Origin of the sequence: Pseudomonas khavaziana (assembly GCF_019145205.1) — a bacterium.
GTDB classification, from domain to species: domain Bacteria; phylum Pseudomonadota; class Gammaproteobacteria; order Pseudomonadales; family Pseudomonadaceae; genus Aquipseudomonas; species Aquipseudomonas khavaziana.
In genome coordinates this window covers 70,821-88,549 of sequence record NZ_JAHSTT010000001.1, presented here as the reverse complement: position 1 = coordinate 88,549, position 17,729 = coordinate 70,821, and the positions used below count along the sequence as shown (strand labels likewise).

Annotated in this window: 15 protein-coding genes; 6 read left to right on the top strand and 9 right to left on the bottom strand. The window is 61.2% G+C overall.

Annotation, left to right across the window (positions count from 1 at the left end; genetic code table 11):
- Positions 1 to 15: 15 nt before the first annotated feature.
- From tldD to mreB, 8 genes are all read right to left on the bottom strand, one after another.
- Positions 16 to 1,458 (bottom strand): metalloprotease TldD, encoded by a 1,443-nt coding sequence (gene tldD, locus KVH01_RS00350; protein ID WP_217880089.1) that lies wholly within the window; start codon positions 1,456 to 1,458, stop codon positions 16 to 18.
- A gap of 16 nt (positions 1,459 to 1,474) precedes the next feature.
- Entirely contained in the window at positions 1,475 to 2,323 is an 849-nt protein-coding gene (locus KVH01_RS00345; protein ID WP_217880088.1) for a carbon-nitrogen hydrolase family protein, read from the bottom strand.
- A 48-nt stretch (positions 2,324 to 2,371) separates the two neighbouring features.
- Entirely contained in the window at positions 2,372 to 6,187 is a 3,816-nt protein-coding gene (locus KVH01_RS00340; RefSeq protein WP_217880087.1) for a YhdP family protein, read from the bottom strand.
- 78 nt (positions 6,188 to 6,265) lie between these two features.
- Positions 6,266 to 7,723: a ribonuclease G gene (rng, locus tag KVH01_RS00335; protein ID WP_043048573.1), complete on the bottom strand. Its 1,458-nt coding sequence runs from the start codon at positions 7,721 to 7,723 to the stop codon at positions 6,266 to 6,268.
- Between the two features lie 70 nt (positions 7,724 to 7,793).
- Complete coding sequence (locus tag KVH01_RS00330; RefSeq protein ID WP_124399362.1) at positions 7,794 to 8,390, bottom strand: Maf family protein; 597 nt, start codon at positions 8,388 to 8,390, stop codon at positions 7,794 to 7,796.
- A 50-nt stretch (positions 8,391 to 8,440) separates the two neighbouring features.
- On the bottom strand, positions 8,441 to 8,929 hold the full coding sequence (mreD, locus tag KVH01_RS00325) for a rod shape-determining protein MreD (RefSeq protein WP_217880086.1): 489 nt from the start codon (positions 8,927 to 8,929) through the stop codon (positions 8,441 to 8,443).
- Positions 8,929 to 10,026 (bottom strand): rod shape-determining protein MreC, encoded by a 1,098-nt coding sequence (gene mreC / locus KVH01_RS00320; protein WP_217880591.1) that lies wholly within the window; start codon positions 10,024 to 10,026, stop codon positions 8,929 to 8,931. The genes mreD and mreC overlap by 1 nt, the downstream gene beginning before the upstream one ends.
- Before the next feature lie 139 nt (positions 10,027 to 10,165).
- Positions 10,166 to 11,203, bottom strand: coding sequence for a rod shape-determining protein MreB (mreB, locus tag KVH01_RS00315; RefSeq protein ID WP_002555108.1), 1,038 nt, complete (start codon positions 11,201 to 11,203; stop codon positions 10,166 to 10,168).
- Positions 11,204 to 11,413: 210 nt separating this feature from the next.
- On the opposite strand from mreB, the gene gatC reads away from it, so the two are divergent.
- The 6 genes from gatC (at position 11,414) to KVH01_RS00285 (ending at position 16,656) form a co-directional block, all read left to right on the top strand.
- Positions 11,414 to 11,701: an Asp-tRNA(Asn)/Glu-tRNA(Gln) amidotransferase subunit GatC gene (gene gatC / locus KVH01_RS00310; RefSeq protein ID WP_003188556.1), complete on the top strand. Its 288-nt coding sequence runs from the start codon at positions 11,414 to 11,416 to the stop codon at positions 11,699 to 11,701.
- A gap of 16 nt (positions 11,702 to 11,717) precedes the next feature.
- Positions 11,718 to 13,169: an Asp-tRNA(Asn)/Glu-tRNA(Gln) amidotransferase subunit GatA gene (gene gatA, locus KVH01_RS00305; RefSeq protein ID WP_217880085.1), complete on the top strand. Its 1,452-nt coding sequence runs from the start codon at positions 11,718 to 11,720 to the stop codon at positions 13,167 to 13,169.
- A gap of 10 nt (positions 13,170 to 13,179) precedes the next feature.
- Positions 13,180 to 14,625 carry an Asp-tRNA(Asn)/Glu-tRNA(Gln) amidotransferase subunit GatB gene (gatB, locus tag KVH01_RS00300; RefSeq protein WP_043048567.1) on the top strand — a complete coding sequence of 482 codons (1,446 nt, stop codon included), beginning with the start codon at positions 13,180 to 13,182 and terminating at the stop codon, positions 14,623 to 14,625.
- Between the two features lie 176 nt (positions 14,626 to 14,801).
- The gene (locus tag KVH01_RS00295; protein WP_217880084.1) at positions 14,802 to 15,173 is read left to right on the top strand and encodes a septal ring lytic transglycosylase RlpA family protein; all 372 of its coding nucleotides are present in this window, start codon (positions 14,802 to 14,804) and stop codon (positions 15,171 to 15,173) included.
- Between the two features lie 26 nt (positions 15,174 to 15,199).
- Positions 15,200 to 16,279 (top strand): calcium/sodium antiporter, encoded by a 1,080-nt coding sequence (locus tag KVH01_RS00290; protein WP_217880590.1) that lies wholly within the window; start codon positions 15,200 to 15,202, stop codon positions 16,277 to 16,279.
- Positions 16,276 to 16,656: a carboxymuconolactone decarboxylase family protein gene (locus tag KVH01_RS00285; RefSeq protein WP_124399358.1), complete on the top strand. Its 381-nt coding sequence runs from the start codon at positions 16,276 to 16,278 to the stop codon at positions 16,654 to 16,656. The genes KVH01_RS00290 and KVH01_RS00285 overlap by 4 nt, the downstream gene beginning before the upstream one ends.
- Here the strand turns inward: KVH01_RS00285 and KVH01_RS00280 are convergent.
- A complete protein-coding gene (locus tag KVH01_RS00280; RefSeq protein ID WP_217880083.1) occupies positions 16,653 to 17,594 on the bottom strand; it encodes an AEC family transporter in 942 nt (313 codons plus the stop codon). The two genes, KVH01_RS00285 and KVH01_RS00280, sit on opposite strands and share 4 nt — an antisense overlap.
- Between the last annotated feature and the right edge of the window lie 135 nt (positions 17,595 to 17,729).

Sequence of the window (17,729 nt, the reverse complement as noted above, 5' to 3'; positions counted from 1 at the left end):
CCCGAAGCTCCGTCCTTACGACCCCGTGCCACCCACGGTGATCGCATCAATTTTCAGGGTTGGCTGGCCTACGCCTACCGGCACTGACTGCCCATCCTTGCCGCACGTGCCCACGCCGCTGTCCAGTGACAGGTCGTTACCGACCATGGACACCTTGCTCATGGCTTCCGGCCCGTTACCAATGAGCGTCGCCCCTTTGACCGGCGCGGTAATCTTGCCGTCTTCGATCAAGTACGCCTCGCTGGTGGAGAACACAAACTTGCCGCTGGTGATATCCACCTGGCCACCGCCGAGGTTGGCGCAGTAGATGCCTCGTTTCACCGAGGCGATGATTTCCGCCGGATCGCTTTGGCCGCCAAGCATGTAGGTATTGGTCATGCGCGGCATGGGCAGATGCGCGTAGGATTCGCGGCGACCGTTGCCGGTGCGCGCTACGCCCATCAGTCGAGCGTTGAGCTTGTCTTGCATATAGCCCTTGAGTACGCCGTTTTCGATCAGGGTAGTGCACTCGGTCGGTGTCCCTTCGTCGTCGACGCTCAACGAACCCCGGCGGCCGGCCAGGGTGCCGTCATCGACAATGGTGCACAGCTTGGATGCAACCATTTCGCCCATGCGCCCACTGTAGGCGGAACTGCCCTTGCGATTGAAGTCGCCTTCCAGGCCGTGGCCCACGGCTTCGTGGAGCAACACGCCAGACCAACCCGAGCCCAGCACCACCGGCAAGGTACCGGCCGGCGCCGGAATCGCTTCCAGGTTGACCAGGGCCTGGCGCAGCGCCTCACGGGCATAGCCCATCGCACGGTCGTCGGCGAGGAAGTAACGGTAGTCGGTGCGCCCGCCCCCACCATGGCCACCACGCTCGCGGCGACCGTTCTGCTCGACGATCACACTCACATTGAAACGCACCAGCGGCCGCACATCTGCCGCCAACCCGCCGTCGGTGGAGGCGACGAGGATGCGCTCCCACACGCCAGCCATGCTCACGGTCACTTGCTGGATACGTGGGTCCAGCGCGCGGGTGGCCGCGTCGACACGTTTGAGCAAATCGACCTTTTCGGCACGGCTGATCACTTCCAACGGGTTATCCGGCGCGTACAACTGCGCCACGTCCTGGGTGCTGAACGCCTGCACCGTACCGTTCTGGCCGGCCCGGGAAATCGAACGTGCCGCACGCGCCGCCAAGCCCAGGGCTTCCAGGGTGATCGCATTACTGTAGGCAAAGCCGGTTTTTTCACCGGATTGCGCACGCACACCGACGCCCTGGTCAAGGTTGAAACTGCCTTCCTTGACGATGCCGTCTTCCAGCGACCAGGATTCGGAAATCTGCCCCTGGAAATACAGGTCGGCCGCATCGACGCCCGGCCCGGCGAGATCGCCCAGCACGGTTTGCAGACTTTCGATGGTCACGCCACCGGGTGCCAGGAGGTGTTCACTGACTGAGGACAACAACTCGCTCATAGGTTTGGCCTTAAATTCATCGTTCTGAAGCAGGCCGCTGCGCGCCCTGCGAGAAAAAGCGCCGATGGCTGACCACCGGCATGCGCGCCCTTATCGACGCCTGTTCACTGCTATCGCGTTCGGCCAGCAACACCGCCTCGCCTTGATCCTGTTGACTCAGCACCCGCCCCCAAGGGTCGACAATCGCCGCGTGACCATGGGTTTCCCGCGGGCCTGGGTGCACGCCACCTTGAGCGGCCGCCAGCAGGTAGCACTGGGTTTCGATGGCCCGCGCCCGAATCAGCACATCCCAATGGGCAGCCCCGGTTACCGCCGTAAAGGCCGAGGGCGCGGTAATCAATTCAGCCCCCGCCGCGCGTAATTCGCTGTACAGCTCGGGGAAGCGCAAGTCGTAGCACACTGTCAGCCCCAAACGCCCCACTGGCGTATCCGCCACCACCACATTGCTTCCGAAAGCATAGTCGTCAGATTCACGATAACGACCACGGGCGTCCGCGACGTCCACATCAAACAGGTGCAGCTTGTCGTAACGGGCGACCATTTCACCCTGATCATCGATCAGCAGCGAGCAAGCATTGGACTTGGCGTGGGGTTGGTCCTTGGGCGGCAACGGCAATGTGCCGGCCACTATCCATAAGGTGAGGTCGCGGGCAGCCTGTTTCAACCATGGCAGGATCGGGCCTTCACCCAGTGCCTCGGCGCGACCGATCTCGGCCACGTCACGGCGCCCCATCGCAGCGAAATTTTCCGGCAGTACCGCGAGTTTCGCTCCACCCGCCGCCGCTTGCTCCAGCAGGCGGCGCGCCTGGGTGAGATTAGCCAGCACGTCACTCTGGCTGACCATTTGGATTACCGCAAAAGACATGGGCCGACACTCCATACAGGGCATGGGGCCATGCTACTCCACAGGCTCTCAGTTTGGCTTTTCAAATGGCTTGTCGAAAGTGATTTTCGGATCCTTCCAGGGGCCTTGTACCTTGTATTGCACACTGGCAAAGCGCGAAACCCGTTCACCGATCAGTTTGTCGATCAGGAACAACGCGCCGCCAATAGCGGGTGCACCGACAATCAGCGCCGCGATAGGCAGGTTGTTGGTCACCGGCAAGGTCACCAGCAACTTGGCGTCGACGCGATCAGCCACCAGGTCCAGGGTACCGTTGAGCTCCAGATTGGTAGAGGGCCCGGTCATGGTGATGGGCTCACGGGTCACGAACACGCCATTACTGGCGGCCAGCAAGCCCTTGACCCGGTCGTAACTCAAGCCCTTGCCAAGCAGGTCGGAAAAGTCCAGACGCAAACGCCGGCCAATGGAATTGAAGTTGAGCAGGCCAAACACCCGCAACGCCTGCGCCCCACCCTCCACTTCGACGAACTGGCCTTTACGGAATGCCGCATCCAGGCTGCCGGAGAAGCGCTTGGGCCCAACCCAGGCCGGCGAACCCGGCCAACGGCCATCCACGTCCAAATGGAAATCTTCGCTGGTCACCGTCGGTGCAAAACCCCAACCCTTGAGCACATCGGCAATGTTCTTGCCGTCCAGGCGGCCCTTGTACCAACTGCTGCTGGCGCCCGGCGCCCCTTCCCAGCCGCCGGCACCCTTGAGCTGCATGCCCTTGAGGCCCAGGTCGAGGTTATTGAAAGCCATGCCTTTGGCGGTCGGACGGATCCTCAATGACCACGCACCCACCAGATCCGGGCCCTGGTAGAGCTGGTCGATGGCGATATCCAGTGCCGGAATGCTCTTGGGGTCGATATCGGCCAGCGGATCGGGCGCATTTTCGTCCGCCTGTACCGTCGGGTCCACTGCTGGCAATTTTACATAGTTGAGATTGACCGCAATCGGCGCCCCCTTGGCGTCCGGCAGATTCACAGTGCCCTTGGCCTGCTGGCTATCGAACCGCAGGCCCCAGGCAGCGGGTTTGCGATCAAGCTGCAAGCTGACCTTGTCAAACTGGGTGCCGAACCCCGTCAGCTTGCCCACTTTGAAATCGGCGCCACTGAGCAGCTGCTTGGCATTGCCGCCCGGGTCATTCCCCGCGTAGCGGTCTACGAGTTTTTTCCACGGTTCGATATCCAGTTCCGACAACACACCACGAATGCGCAGGCCCTTCGCGCCCGGCAGCACTGCATCGCCATCGCCAAGGAACAATTCGCCGCGGCCATCATTGAATTTGTCCGGCGGCGCAGCAAAGGTGAAGTTTGCCAGCTCGCCGTAATCAAACCAGTAACGACGCTCAGCCCCCTGCAAGGTCATGCGGAAGGTGCTGTCGCGCCCCTGGCTGGCCGGCATGCCGAACGGTGCCGGCAAGTCCACGGCGACGCCCTTGAGATTGGAGTTGACCATCAACTGGCTGTCTGCGCCGTCCAGGATGACTTGTAACTGGTACGGAATATCCCCGGACACCGGCAGTGGCTGGCTGACGTTCAACCAATCCGTGAGGCGCTTGACCGTCATCTGGCCGTTGGCGGTCACGCGGGTGCTGATATCGCCCGGCTTGCCTTCGGCAAAAATCTGCGCAGTGATCGGTCGGTCAAAGGCCTGGGCCGAAATGTTCTGCCCGCTGAGGCCCTTGGCGCTGTCAAAACGGAAACTGCCCTTGAGCTGGGTCAGGTCCAGGGGTGGCTCGGCCAATTGCAGGCGTGCCTTGTCGGTCTTGAAGTCCACCAAGATCTTGGGTTCGGTGCCCTTGGTCAGAGGCACGTCCAGATCCAGGCTGCCCTGCAGGCCGCCCTCGCCTTTCCAGCCAGCGAACGTGGACGCGGTGCCGATGGGCGCCTCTTGGAGGATTTTCAGGCCATCGCCCAAGCCGCCGGAGAAACCGCCGGTTAGCAGCAGATGGCTGTCCTGGCCGGCCGGCGCGTGGGGAATGTTGACGTAGACGTCCTTGACTTGGGTATCGAGCAATTGGCCCTTGCTTGCCAGGATGCGCACACCGCTTTCCTCGACGAACACTTCACCGTTGACCTTATTCACATGGGGCCAACCCGGCTGGAAGGCCAGCTCGGCATCATGAACCTTGAAGAACAGGCTGATATTGCGCGACGCCGGTAATGCGTTGTGGCTCAACGACCCCTGGTACTGGAAGAACCCCTGATCCACCGCGCCCTTGAGAATCGCAGTGCGCAGCCATTCATCCAACGCCGGACTCAATACCGCCGGCAAATACTTGGGCGTAAAACGGCCATCACCATCGACCAGGCCGACCCGCAGGTCCATGTAGTCTTCCTGGCTATGGTCGAAGTGCAGGCGGATCAGGAAGTCTGCAGCAACCTTGCCCTCCTCCCCCAGCACCTTGATATACGGGGCAATCAAGGTGAAACCCTGTTTATCCAGTTTCCAGGTCAGACGTGCATTGGCCTGGATGTACTGCCAGGGCTTGGCGAAGATCGGGTCCAGGTGCAGGGAAAAGTCCTTGCTGTCCATGCGCAGCTCGCCATGGCCCAGGTCGCCACTGATGCTGCCGGACACATTGCGCGCAGCCGGCGCGCCGAAATACGCGTCGAAGCCGACACGCTCAAGGTTGGCGGCAAAACTGACTTTCTGGTCGGTGGTGTCCTGGGGCCTGAAGTCCACCAGCACATTGCGCAGCAGGCCCGTGGCCTTCAAGTGCTCGACGGTCTTGGCAAAGCCTTCCGGCAACGGCGCCAAGGCGTTGAGCAGTGGCGTGATGGGTGTCAGGTCGAGACGATCGGCCTGCAGGTTCCACACTTCCTGAGCCTTATCGGTCGCCAGGCTCTGCTGTAATTGCAGGCGCGACTCCCAGCGAGTCTCACCGATATTCATCGCCAGTGAATCAAACAGCACCTTGAGGCCGCTGTCGCTGCGTTGCAGGTAGGCGGTCAGCGCCAGGTTTTCCAGGTGCACGGGCTTGCGGTCGGCGTAGCTGCCCTTAACTTGCGGGGAATTGAGGCGCACCGCAGCGCTTTGCACGGTGCCTTTGGCCCAACTGAGCCAAAACTCGCCACCGGCCTCGAACTGGGTGAGTTTCCATTGCTGGGTCAGTTTGGCGGGTATCCACTTGGCCCAGTCACTTTGCGGCAGGCTCAGGTAGGCGTCGACCTCAGCGTCTTTCCATTGGCTTGCGCGGATGCGGCTACGCAGGCTGACGGCCAGAGGTTGGCCGTCGGGCAGGGTCAGGCGTGCATCCAGGCGCTGGTGGCTCGTGCCGGTGTGCAGGCTCAAGCCCACGTACGTCACGGTCACCGGCGTCTGGTTAAAGGGTTGCAAGGTGACCTGGCTGTCGAGCACGGAGACGCGCTTGACCATTTGCATGCGCGTCAGCAACTGTTGCGGATCCAGCGGCTGGTCGTCCTGCACCGGCAAGCCTTGCAGCGACCAACGCCCATCCTTGTCTTCCCTGACGTTCAGTTGCAGACCACTGACTCCCAGGTGGGCGATACGCACCTGGCGCGCCACCAGGCTGGCCCACATATCCGGCACCACTTCCACCTGGTCCAGGCGCAAGGCACTGCTGCCCTCGCCGACCATGACGTCGTGGGCCAGCAATACCGGGGCAAACCCGCTCCAGCGGCCTTCAAGGCTGCCGATATGCAAAGGCGTCTCCACGGCAGCCTGGGCCTTGGCTTCGATTTCGGCGCGATATTCAGCCACCAGAGGGGTCAATTCACGTCCCAGGCTCACGTACACCGCCGCCAATACCAGCAGCAACGCGCACAAGCCCAGGCCCCAGCGGGTCAAAGCGGCAAAAAAGCGTATCAGACGCTCCATGTCAGGCGACCCTCAAAAAACAGTTGGCGGACGGCAGATCAAGGTCTGCCGGTCTCGGATAAGGCACGCAATTGGGGATCAGAGCAGCACCACGTCGTATTGTTCCTGGGAATACATGGTTTCAACCTGGAAGCGAATCGTGCGACCGATAAAACTTTCCAGCTCGGCGACGTTGCCGGACTCTTCGTCCAGCAGGCGATCGACCACTTTCTGATTGGCAAGTACTCTATAACCTTCGGCCTGGTAGGCGCGTGCTTCGCGCAGGATTTCGCGGAAAATCTCGTAGCAAACGGTTTCCGGCGTCTTCAATTTACCCCGGCCCTGGCAACTGCTGCATGGCTCGCACAGCACCTGCTCCAGACTTTCTCGGGTGCGCTTGCGGGTCATCTGCACCAGGCCCAGCTCGGTGATGCCGATGATGTTGGTCTTGGCGTGATCGCGCTCCAACTGCTTCTCGAGGGTACGCAGCACCTGGCGGCGGTGCTCTTCATCTTCCATGTCGATGAAGTCGATGATGATGATGCCGCCGAGGTTGCGCAGGCGCAGCTGGCGAGCGATAGCCGTGGCGGCTTCGAGATTGGTCTTGAAGATGGTCTCTTCGAGGTTGCGATGGCCTACGAATGCGCCGGTGTTGACGTCGATGGTGGTCATGGCCTCGGCCGGGTCCACCACCAGGTAGCCGCCGGACTTAAGTGGCACTTTGCGCTCCAGGGCTTTCTGGATTTCGTCTTCGACACCATACAGGTCGAAGATCGGCCGCTCGCCGGGGTAGTGCTCCAGGCGATCGGCAATTTCCGGCATCAGCTCGGCAACGAATTGCGTAGTGCGCTGGAAGGTTTCCCGCGAGTCGATGCGGATTTTCTCAATCTTCGGGCTGACCAGGTCACGCAGCGTGCGCAGTGCCAGGCCGAGATCTTCATAAATCACGCTGGGAGCGCCGATGGTCTTGATCTGGGCGTCGATCTGGTCCCACAGGCGCCGCAAGTAGCGGATATCCATAAGAATTTCATCAGCTCCGGCGCCCTCGGCGGCGGTACGCAGGATAAAACCGCCCGCTTCCTTAATGCCCTCAGCGGCGACGCAATCGCTGACCACCTTTTTGAGTCGCTCGCGCTCGGCTTCGTCTTCGATCTTCAGGGAAATGCCCACATGCGCGGTGCGCGGCATATACACCAGGTAGCGCGACGGGATCGACAGCTGAGTGGTCAAACGTGCGCCTTTGGAGCCGATTGGGTCCTTGGTGACTTGCACCACCAGGCTCTGACCTTCGTGTACAAGGGCGCTGATGCTTTCCACCGCAGGGCCTTCACGCAGGGAAATTTCCGACGCATGGATGAATGCTGCACGGTCCAGGCCGATATCGACGAAAGCCGCCTGCATGCCCGGCAATACGCGTACCACCTTGCCTTTATAGATATTACCGACGATCCCACGCTTCTGGGTGCGCTCGACATGTACTTCTTGCAGAACACCGTTCTCTACCACCGCCACGCGCGATTCCATCGGCGTGATATTGATCAGAATCTCTTCACTCATGGCTGGGTCTCGTTCAGGCGTTTTCACAATAGTGACCGGTCGCTCAAGGCTTGGCGCTGGAATACGGCGTTCAGCGCACGGTAAGGTTTTGCCAACAGGGTATGCCGAATTGGGCGAGCAGTTGCGCGGTTTCGCACACGGGCAGGCCAACCACTGCAGAATAACTGCCATTGAGGCCGGCAACGAATACCGAACCCAGGCCCTGGATAGCATAACCGCCAGCCTTGTCCTGGGGTTCGCCGCTGTGCCAGTAGGTTGTAGCCTCTTCGACAGAGACCTGGCGAAAACGTACGAGACTGCTTACATATCGAGTTTCGCAGCGCCGGCCGTCGGTGAGGGCAATCGCGGTGAGCACTTCATGCTCGCGGCCGGAAAGGGCCATCAGCATAGCCAGCGCGTCGGCCTGGTCCACCGGTTTGCCCAGGATCCGGCCGTCAATAATCACAGCCGTATCGGCACCCAATACGCAGACGCCGGCGGTTTGGCCAAGCGCAACAAAACCCGCCGTGGCCTTGCCGCACGCAAGGCGCTCGACGTAGGCAACGGCAGGTTCGTGGTTAAGAGGTGTTTCATCAATAGCGGCGCTGACCACGGTGAAAGGCACACCGATCTGGGTCAACAGCTCACGTCGCCGCGGTGAGCCCGAAGCCAGATAAAGCGAATTCATTGCTGCCTCTCCCTGTGGGGTCCGATAACCAGGCAGAGCCTCGCAACCATTCAATTGATTTTATAGCGACGACGCAGCCCACGCAGGCCAAAACTGATCCAAGGCCACAGCAAGGCACTGACCAGGGCCGGCAAGACCAACGCCAGGGTGGGCTGGCGATTGACGGTCAAGGCGCTGAGCCATAACTGGACAAGCTGCGCCAGGCCGAATATCACCAGGATCACCAGGCACTGCTGCCACATCGGGAACATGCGCAAGCGCTGCTGCAACGACAGCACCAGGAAGGTAATCAGGGTGAGGATCAACGCGTTCTGGCCCAGCAAGGTGCCATAGAGCACATCTTCCGCCAAGCCCAGGCACATCGCCGTGACCATGCCCACCTTGTGCGGCAGGTTCAATGACCAGAACGCCAACAGCAAGGCCAGCCAAAGCGGGCGCAGGATTTCCATGAATTGCGGCAATGGCGAAACGCTCAGCAACAGACCAATGGCGAAGGTCAGCCAGACGATCCAGCCATTACGCGAATGAGTACTGGCCATTATTCCTCCCTCTGCCGCGTGGGGGCCGGAGCGGCGGTTGGCGTCGTGGCCACTGGTTTGGCCGCAGCCGGCTTGGCCGGGCGGGCGTTATGCGCCGGCGGTTTGGCCGGCGTTGCCACAGGCGCCACTGCTGCGGGAGCGGGTGCGGCCGCAGGGGCTGGCGGGCCGACGAAGGCTGGTTTCGGCACCGTGGCCGGCACGACCGGCGCAGTGCCGTTCTGCTTGTCTTGCGCTTCCTGGGCCTGGGCAGCGTCGTTGGCACGCTCTTCCGGGGTGCGATTGTCGCTGAACACCAGCAGCAGGTAGCGGCTGCGATTGAGGGCGGCAGTCGGTACAGCCCGCACAATAGCGAACGGCTGGCCGGAATCGTGGATCACTTCCTTGACCGTCGCCACCGGGTAGCCTGCCGGAAAACGCTGGCCCAGGCCGGAGCTGACCAGCAAATCGCCTTCCTTGATATCCGCGGTGTCGGCCACATGGCGCAATTCCAGGCGTTCCGGGTTACCGGTGCCGCTGGCAATCGCACGCAAACCGTTGCGGTTGACCTGCACCGGAATGCTGTGGGTCGTGTCAGTCAGCAGTAACACCCGCGAGGTGTAGGGCATCAGCTCCACCACCTGGCCCATCAGGCCGCGGGCGTCGAGCACCGGCTGGCCAAGGACCACGCCGTCACGCTCACCCTTGTTGATGATGATGCGATGGGTAAAGGGGTTGGGGTCCATGCCGATCAACTCGGCCACTTCGACCTTTTCGTTGACCAGTGCCGAAGAGTTGAGCAACTCGCGCAGCCGAACGTTCTGCTCAGTGAGGGCCGCCAGCTTCTGCATACGCCCCTGCAACAGGAGGTTTTCAGTCTTGAGTTTTTCATTCTCGGCAACCAGCTCGGTGCGGCTGCCGAATTGGCTGGCCACGCCCTGGTAGAGACGTTGCGGCAGGTCGGTGATCCAGTAGGTCTGCATCAACACCAGCGACATCTGGCTACGCACAGGCTTGAGCAGTGCAAAGCGGGCATCGACCACCATCAGCGCGACCGAAAGCACGACCAGCACCAATAAGCGCACGCCCAATGAGGGGCCTTTGGCGAAAAGCGGTTTAATAGGCCGCTCCTCCCAGGCAAATGTTCTCTTTATTCATACGGCATCAAACCGGCCTGGATGCAGATTGAAGAAGATAAACGCCAACAGGCAGCACTGCAAAGTGCTGCCTGCCGACCAAGCACGAACCATCCAGGCGATCTTATTCGCTGGAAAGCAGGTCCATGGTGTGTTTATCCATCATTTCCAGTGCACGACCACCGCCGCGGGCAACGCAGGTCAGCGGATCTTCGGCGACGATCACCGGCAGGCCGGTTTCCTGGGCCAGCAACTTGTCGAGGTCGCGCAGCAAGGCGCCGCCACCGGTCAGCACCAGGCCACGCTCGGCGATATCCGAAGCCAGCTCCGGCGGCGATTGCTCCAGGGCGCTCTTCACAGCCTGAACGATGGTGGCCAGGGACTCCTGCAGAGCCTCCAGCACTTCGTTGGAGTTCAGGGTGAAGGCACGTGGAACGCCTTCGGCCAGGTTGCGACCGCGAACATCGACTTCGCGAACTTCGCCGCCCGGGTAAGCGGTGCCGATTTCCTGCTTGATGCGCTCGGCGGTGGATTCGCCGATCAGGCTGCCGTAGTTACGACGCACATAGGTGATGATCGCTTCGTCGAAGCGGTCGCCGCCTACGCGTACGGATTCGGCATACACCACACCGTTCAGGGAAATCAGGGCGATTTCGGTCGTACCACCACCGATATCCACCACCATCGAGCCGCGGGCTTCTTCAACCGGCAGACCGGCACCGATCGCAGCCGCCATCGGCTCTTCGATCAGGAACACTTCGCGGGCACCGGCACCAAGGGCCGATTCACGGATGGCACGACGCTCCACCTGGGTGGACTTGCACGGAACGCAAATCAGCACACGAGGGCTGGGCTGCAGGAAACTGTTTTCGTGAACCTTGTTGATGAAGTACTGCAGCATCTTCTCGCAGACGCTGAAATCGGCGATCACGCCATCCTTCATCGGACGAATGGCAGCAATATTGCCTGGTGTACGGCCGAGCATGCGCTTGGCCTCGGTGCCAACGGCAACGACACTTTTCTGATTACCATGGGTCCGAATGGCCACAACCGATGGCTCATTCAGGACGATACCGCGCTCGCGCACGTAAATAAGGGTGTTGGCAGTGCCCAGGTCAATGGAAAGATCGCTGGAAAACATGCCACGCAGTTTCTTGAACATGGGAAAGGGACCCTAGGCAACGCGTGGGTAAAAAAGTGCGGCAAACTCTAACAACGACAGGGATTTTGGGCAAGGCGCCAATGTGCTAAATTGGCCGACTTTCTGTGCACCAACCCCCACAATCGCGGCCATATGACCGTAGAAATGCGGTAGTGTTCCGACAATCTAACACACGGACGCCCTCCGTTCTGTTTTCCACTGGAGAATCCCATGGCGCTTGAACGCTCCGACGTGGAAAAAATCGCACATCTGGCCTCGCTTGGCCTGAATGATGCCGATCTTCCACAGACCACCGCAGCCCTGAACAGCATTCTCGGGCTGGTTGACCAAATGCAGGCCGTGAATACCGACGGTATCGAGCCCCTGGCTCACCCGCTGGAAGCCAGCCAGCGCCTGCGCGCAGACGTTGTGACCGAGCGAAATAATCGCGAGGCCTACCAGTCCATCGCGCCAGCGGTCGAAAACGGCCTGTACCTGGTTCCGAAAGTCATCGACTAAAGGGAAAGAGCCTTTCATGCATCACATGACTCTGGCCGAGATCGCCCGCGGTCTCGCCGACAAAAAGTTTTCTTCCGAAGAGCTGACCCAGACCCTGCTGGCGCGTATCGCCGAGCACGATCCCAAGGTCAACAGCTTCATCAGCCTCACCCAGGAGCTGGCATTGAGCCAGGCCAAGGCCGCCGACGCCCGTCGCGCCAACGGTGAAAATGGCGCACTGCTGGGCGCTCCGATCGCCCACAAAGACCTGTTCTGCACCCAGGGCATTCGCACCAGTTGCGGCTCGAAGATGCTCGACAACTTCAAAGCGCCCTACGACGCCACCGTGGTCGCCAAGCTGGCCGCTGCCGGGGCCGTGACCCTGGGCAAGACCAACATGGACGAGTTCGCCATGGGTTCGGCCAACGAGTCGAGCTACTACGGCGCGGTGAAAAACCCGTGGAATCTTGCGCACGTGCCCGGCGGCTCGTCCGGTGGTTCGGCCGCGGCCGTTGCCGCGCGCTTCCTCCCGGCTGCCACCGCGACTGACACCGGTGGCTCGATCCGCCAGCCGGCAGCCTTCACCAACCTCACCGGCCTGAAACCGACCTACGGTCGCGTTTCCCGCTGGGGCATGATCGCCTACGCTTCCAGCCTGGATCAGGGCGGCCCGTTGGCACGCACTGCCGAAGACTGCGCGATATTGTTACAAGGCATGGCAGGGTTTGATAAACAGGACTCCACCAGCATCGATGAGCCAGTGCCGGACTACAGCGCCAGCCTGAACACCTCGATCAAGGGCCTGCGCATTGGCGTGCCGAAAGAGTATTTCAGCGCCGGCCTCGACCCGCGCATCGCCGACCTGGTGCAAAACAGCATCAAGGAGCTGGAAAAGCTCGGCGCGGTGATCAAGGAAATCAGCCTGCCGAACAACCAGCACGCGATTCCCGCTTACTACGTGATCGCGCCGGCAGAAGCTTCCTCCAACCTGTCGCGCTTCGACGGCGTGCGCTTCGGCTATCGCTGCGAAAACCCCAAGGACCTGACCGACCTGTACAAACGCTCCCGCGGCGAAGGCTTCGGCAGTGAAGTCCAGCGCCGGATCATGGTCGGTGCCTACGCCCTGTCGGCCGGCTACTACGACGCGTACTACCTCAAGGCGCAAAAGATCCGTCGCCTGATCAAGAACGATTTCATGGCTGCCTTCGAAGAAGTCGATGTGATCCTCGGCCCAACCACGCCAAACCCGGCCTGGAAGATCGGCGCCAAGACCGGCGACCCGATTGCCGAGTACCTGGAAGACCTCTACACCATCACCGCCAACCTCGCGGGCTTGCCGGGCTTGTCCATGCCCGCCGGTTTCGTCGATGGCCTGCCGGTCGGCGTGCAATTGCTCGCCCCGTATTTCCAGGAAGGCCGCCTGCTCAATGTGGCGCACCAGTACCAGTTGCACACCGACTGGCACACCCGCACCCCTACCGGCTTCTGAGGAGAACACTATGCAATGGGAAGTTGTGATCGGGCTGGAGATTCATACCCAGCTCGCCACCCAATCGAAGATTTTCTCCGGTAGTGCCACCACGTTCGGGTCCGAGCCCAACACCCAGGCCAGCCTGGTCGACCTGGGCATGCCCGGCGTGCTGCCGGTGCTGAACCAGGAAGCGGTGCGCATGGCCGTGATGTTCGGCTTGGCAATTGACGCCGAGATCGGCCAGCACAACGTGTTCGCACGCAAGAACTACTTCTATCCGGACCTGCCCAAGGGTTACCAGATCAGCCAGATGGAGTTGCCGATTGTCGGCAAGGGCCACCTGGACATCGCACTGGAAGACGGCACCATCAAGCGTGTCGGCGTAACCCGTGCCCACCTGGAAGAAGACGCCGGCAAGAGCCTGCACGAAGAATTCCCGGGCGCCACCGGTATCGACCTGAACCGCGCCGGCACGCCGTTGCTGGAGATCGTCTCCGAGCCGGACATGCGCAGCGCCAAGGAAGCCGTGGCCTACGTCAAGACCATTCACGCGCTGGTGCGCTACCTGGGCATCTGCGACGGCAACATGGCTGAAGGCTCGCTGCGCTGCGACTGCAACGTGTCGATCCGGCCAAAGGGCCAGGTCGAGTTCGGCACCCGCTGCGAGATCAAGAACGTCAACTCGTTCCGTTTCATTGAGAAGGCGATCAACAGCGAAGTGCGTCGCCAGATCGAACTGATCGAGGACGGCGGCAAGGTGATCCAGCAAACCCGCCTGTACGATCCGAACAAAGACGAAACCCGCGCCATGCGCAGCAAAGAGGAAGCCAACGACTACCGTTACTTCCCCGATCCGGACCTGTTGCCGGTGGTGCTTGAGGACTCGTTCCTCAATGACATCCGCGCCACCCTGCCGGAACTGCCACAGCAGAAACGCGAGCGTTTCCAGGAACAGTTCGGATTGTCGATCTACGATGCCAGCGTATTGGCTTCCAGCCGTGAGCAAGCCAACTACTTCGAGAAAGTCGTAGGCATTGCCGGCGACGCCAAGCTGGCGGCCAACTGGGTGATGGTTGAGCTGGGCAGCCTGTTGAACAAACAGGGCCTGGAAATCGACGAAGCGCCGGTCACGGCCGAACAACTGGGCGGCATGCTGCTGCGCATCAAGGACAACACCATCTCCGGCAAGATCGCCAAGACGGTGTTCGAAGCCATGGCCGCAGGTGAAGGCAGCGCCGATGAGATCATCGACAAGCGCGGCCTCAAGCAAGTCACCGACAGCGGCGCCATCTCGGCCGTGCTCGATGAGATGCTCGCGGCGAATGCCGAACAGGTCGAGCAATACCGCGCGGCAGACGAAGCCAAGCGCGGCAAGATGTTCGGTTTCTTTGTCGGCCAGGCGATGAAAGCCTCCAAGGGCAAAGCCAACCCGCAACAGGTGAATGAACTGCTTAAAAGCAAACTCGAAGGCTGATTGCGGTGAATGGTTGGAGCAGACTTCAAGGTCTGGCTCCACCTGTGTGGGAGGGGGCTTGCTCCCGATGAGGGTGTTTCAGTCAACACATGTATTGACTGCTTCACCGCTATCGGGAGCAAGCCCCCTCCCACATATGCCCCCTCTCCACATTTTTCATTGGGGATGTCCTGACAATGAAGCGTCTACTCGGCCTCCTGGCCCTGTCCTCCCTGCTGGCCGGTTGCGCCAGCGGCCTCATCGACCCCAAAGGCTACGATGAAACCGGCACCGCCTCCTATTACGGCGCCAAGCACCATGGCAAGCGAACCGCCAGTGGTGAACCTTTCAACCAGAACGCCCTGACCGCCGCCCACAGGCGCCTGCCCTTCGGCACCCAGGTCAAGGTGACCAATCTCGACAATGACCGATCGGTGGTGCTGCGCATCAATGACCGCGGCCCGCACACCCGTGGGCGCCTGATCGACGTTTCCCGCAAGGCTGCCGAGCAACTGCGGATGCTGGGCAGCGGCACCGCACGGGTGCGCGTGCAAGCCCTGAACAACTGATTGAGGCCACCTTGAGTATTTTTGGATTGAATGCCCTTTCGCCCTGGAGCCTGCTCGAACTGGTCGGCGGCTTGCTGCTGTTGATCGTCGGCGCCGAGATCCTGGTACGCGCCGCCGTGCGCCTGGCAGCCAGCCTCAAGGTGCGACCGCTGATCATCGGCTTGAGCGTGGTCGCCTTCGGCAGCAGCGCGCCGCAGATGGCCGTCAGCCTGCAGGCCACATTGGCCGGCAATACCGACATTGCCGTAGGCAGTGTGATTGGCAGCAGTATCTTCAATATCCTCGTCACCCTGGGCCTGTCGGCGCTGATCATTCCCTTGCGCGTATCGCGGCAACTGGTGCGCGTGGATATTCCGGTGATGATCTTCGCCGGCCTGCTGGTGTTTATCCTGGCGGCCAACGAAATACTCACGCCATTGGATGGCGGCGTATTGCTGGTGGCGCTGTTGGCCTACCTGGGCGTGCTGCATTACCAGACGCGCCATTCGCGCCGCCCGCGAAGCCTGGACACCGTCACTAAGGCGCCCTGGCTGAGCAGCGTGTTGCTGATGCTCGGCGGGCTGCTGATATTGGTATTGGCCGGGCACCTGCTGCTCGGCGCAGCGGTGGACGTGGCGGGCGACCTGGGCTTATCGGAGCGGGTCATCGGCCTGACGCTGATCGGCGTGGGCACCTCGCTGCCCTGCCTCGCCACATCACTGATCGCCGCCTTGCGGGGCGAACGGGAAATTGCGGTGGGCAACGTGATCGGCAGCAACCTGTTCAACCTGCTGGGCGTGCTGGGCTTTACCGCGCTGGTGGCGCCGTCGCCGCTGTCGGTATCACCCAATGCCCTGGACTTCGATTTGCCGGTGATGCTCGGTGCCATCGTCCTGTGCCTGCCGGTGTTTTATACCGGCTACCGCGTGACGCGTATCGAAGGGCTGGTGCTGCTGGGGCTATATCTGGCGTACGGCCTGCATGTGATGGCCTTCACCACCGGCATGCCCCTGGCCAACAAGCTTGAACAACTGATGTTGCATTACGTCCTGCCGGCGCTGGTGGTTTTGCTGTTGTTGACCTCGCTGCGCGCCTGGCATCGCCAACACAAGAGGGAATCGCAATGACCGATCAGAAAAAGCCTGGGGTTGAAGTGCGCCGCCAAGTCATGGGCGATGTGTTCGTCGACCGCGCCCTGGGCAATGCCACGGCGTTCACCCAGCCACTGCAGGACTTCGTCAACGAGCACGCGTGGGGCAGCGTGTGGAACCGCGAAGGCTTGCCGCTCAAAACCCGTAGCCTTATTACCCTCGCGGCCCTGACCGCCCTCAAGTGCCCGCAGGAACTCAAGGGCCACGTCCGTGGTGCCTTGAACAATGGCTGCACAGTCGAAGAGATACGCGAAGCGTTGCTGCATTGCGCGGTGTATGCGGGGGTGCCGGCGGCGATTGACGCATTTCGGGCCGCGCAGGAAGTGATCGACAGCTATCAGCAAGACGCCTAGATCCAGCCACCGGCCTGCAACACGAAGATCCCGATATTGGTGGTCACCGCCGCCATCAGCGTGGTGATCACAATGATCGCCGCCGCCAGCTCGTGATTACCTTGCGCCGCCCTGGCCATCACGAAGCTCGCGGCGGCGGTCGGCGCGCCGAAGTACAGGAACAGGATGCCCAGCTCCGGCCCGCGGAACCCCAATAGCCAGGCGCCCAGGGTCGCGATTACCGGTAGCCAGACCATCTTCATCAAGCTTGCGCTCAGCGCCATGTTGCCGCTTTTGCGCAGTGCCGCCAGGGACAAGGTGCCGCCGATGCAGATCAACGCCAACGGAAGCGTGGTATCCGATAGGTACTGCAGGGATTTTTCCAACCAGCCGGGCAGGCCGATCTGGAAGTAAGCGAACGGCGCGGCGACGATCACGCTGATGATCAGCGGGTTGGCCACCACGCTCTTAAAGATGCTCCATGGGTCGGACTTGATCACCGGGCTGTACACCGCCAACACAATGGTCGACAGCGTGTTGTAGAACAGGATCACCAGCGCCGCGAGGATCGCGCCGAGGGAGATGCCGTAGTCGCCGTACATGCTGGCCGCCAGCGCCAGGCCGATCACGCCATTGTTGCCACGAAACGCGCCTTGGGTATAGATCCCACGGTCTTCGCGCTTGCAACGAAAGATCGCCCAGCCCCAGGCCAAAGCAAAGCTCGCCAAGGTGGCGACGGCAAAATAGATCAGCAAACCCGGCTTGAGTGCCGCGTGCAGGTCGGCATGCAGGATGCCCAGGAACAGCAGCGCCGGCATGGTGACGTTGAACACCAGGGACGACGCGGTGTGGATAAAGTTGTCGTTGATCCAGTTGATGCGCTTGAGCAGCACACCAAGAAACAGCATGGCAAACACCGGCGCGGTGATGGTGAGGGTGGTAAGGAAGATTGCCAGCATGCCGGGGAGAACCTTGGTGGGCGTCGTTAGTTGGCTAATGATAAGCCATGCAGCCCGTGTCGTCTGGTCTACCGCTATCGGGAGCAAGCCCCCTCTCACATTTGAACGCATTCCAACAGAATGAATACGATCAAA

What these genes read in the sequence shown, in the direction of transcription:
- KVH01_RS00345 (WP_217880088.1), bottom strand. Translation starts at nt 2,323, where the DNA reads ATGTCTTTTGCGGTAATCCAAATGGTCAGCCAGAGTGACGTGCTGGCT.
- KVH01_RS00340 (WP_217880087.1), bottom strand. Translation starts at nt 6,187, where the DNA reads ATGGAGCGTCTGATACGCTTTTTTGCCGCTTTGACCCGCTGGGGCCTG.
- gatB (WP_043048567.1), top strand. Translation starts at nt 13,180, where the DNA reads ATGCAATGGGAAGTTGTGATCGGGCTGGAGATTCATACCCAGCTCGCC.
- gatA (WP_217880085.1), top strand. Translation starts at nt 11,718, where the DNA reads ATGCATCACATGACTCTGGCCGAGATCGCCCGCGGTCTCGCCGACAAA.
- tldD (WP_217880089.1), bottom strand. Translation starts at nt 1,458, where the DNA reads ATGAGCGAGTTGTTGTCCTCAGTCAGTGAACACCTCCTGGCACCCGGT.
- KVH01_RS00330 (WP_124399362.1), bottom strand. Translation starts at nt 8,390, where the DNA reads ATGAATTCGCTTTATCTGGCTTCGGGCTCACCGCGGCGACGTGAGCTG.
- mreB (WP_002555108.1), bottom strand. Translation starts at nt 11,203, where the DNA reads ATGTTCAAGAAACTGCGTGGCATGTTTTCCAGCGATCTTTCCATTGAC.
- KVH01_RS00280 (WP_217880083.1), bottom strand. Translation starts at nt 17,594, where the DNA reads ATGCTGGCAATCTTCCTTACCACCCTCACCATCACCGCGCCGGTGTTT.
- rng (WP_043048573.1), bottom strand. Translation starts at nt 7,723, where the DNA reads ATGAGTGAAGAGATTCTGATCAATATCACGCCGATGGAATCGCGCGTG.
- gatC (WP_003188556.1), top strand. Translation starts at nt 11,414, where the DNA reads ATGGCGCTTGAACGCTCCGACGTGGAAAAAATCGCACATCTGGCCTCG.
- KVH01_RS00295 (WP_217880084.1), top strand. Translation starts at nt 14,802, where the DNA reads ATGAAGCGTCTACTCGGCCTCCTGGCCCTGTCCTCCCTGCTGGCCGGT.
- mreD (WP_217880086.1), bottom strand. Translation starts at nt 8,929, where the DNA reads ATGGCCAGTACTCATTCGCGTAATGGCTGGATCGTCTGGCTGACCTTC.
- KVH01_RS00285 (WP_124399358.1), top strand. Translation starts at nt 16,276, where the DNA reads ATGACCGATCAGAAAAAGCCTGGGGTTGAAGTGCGCCGCCAAGTCATG.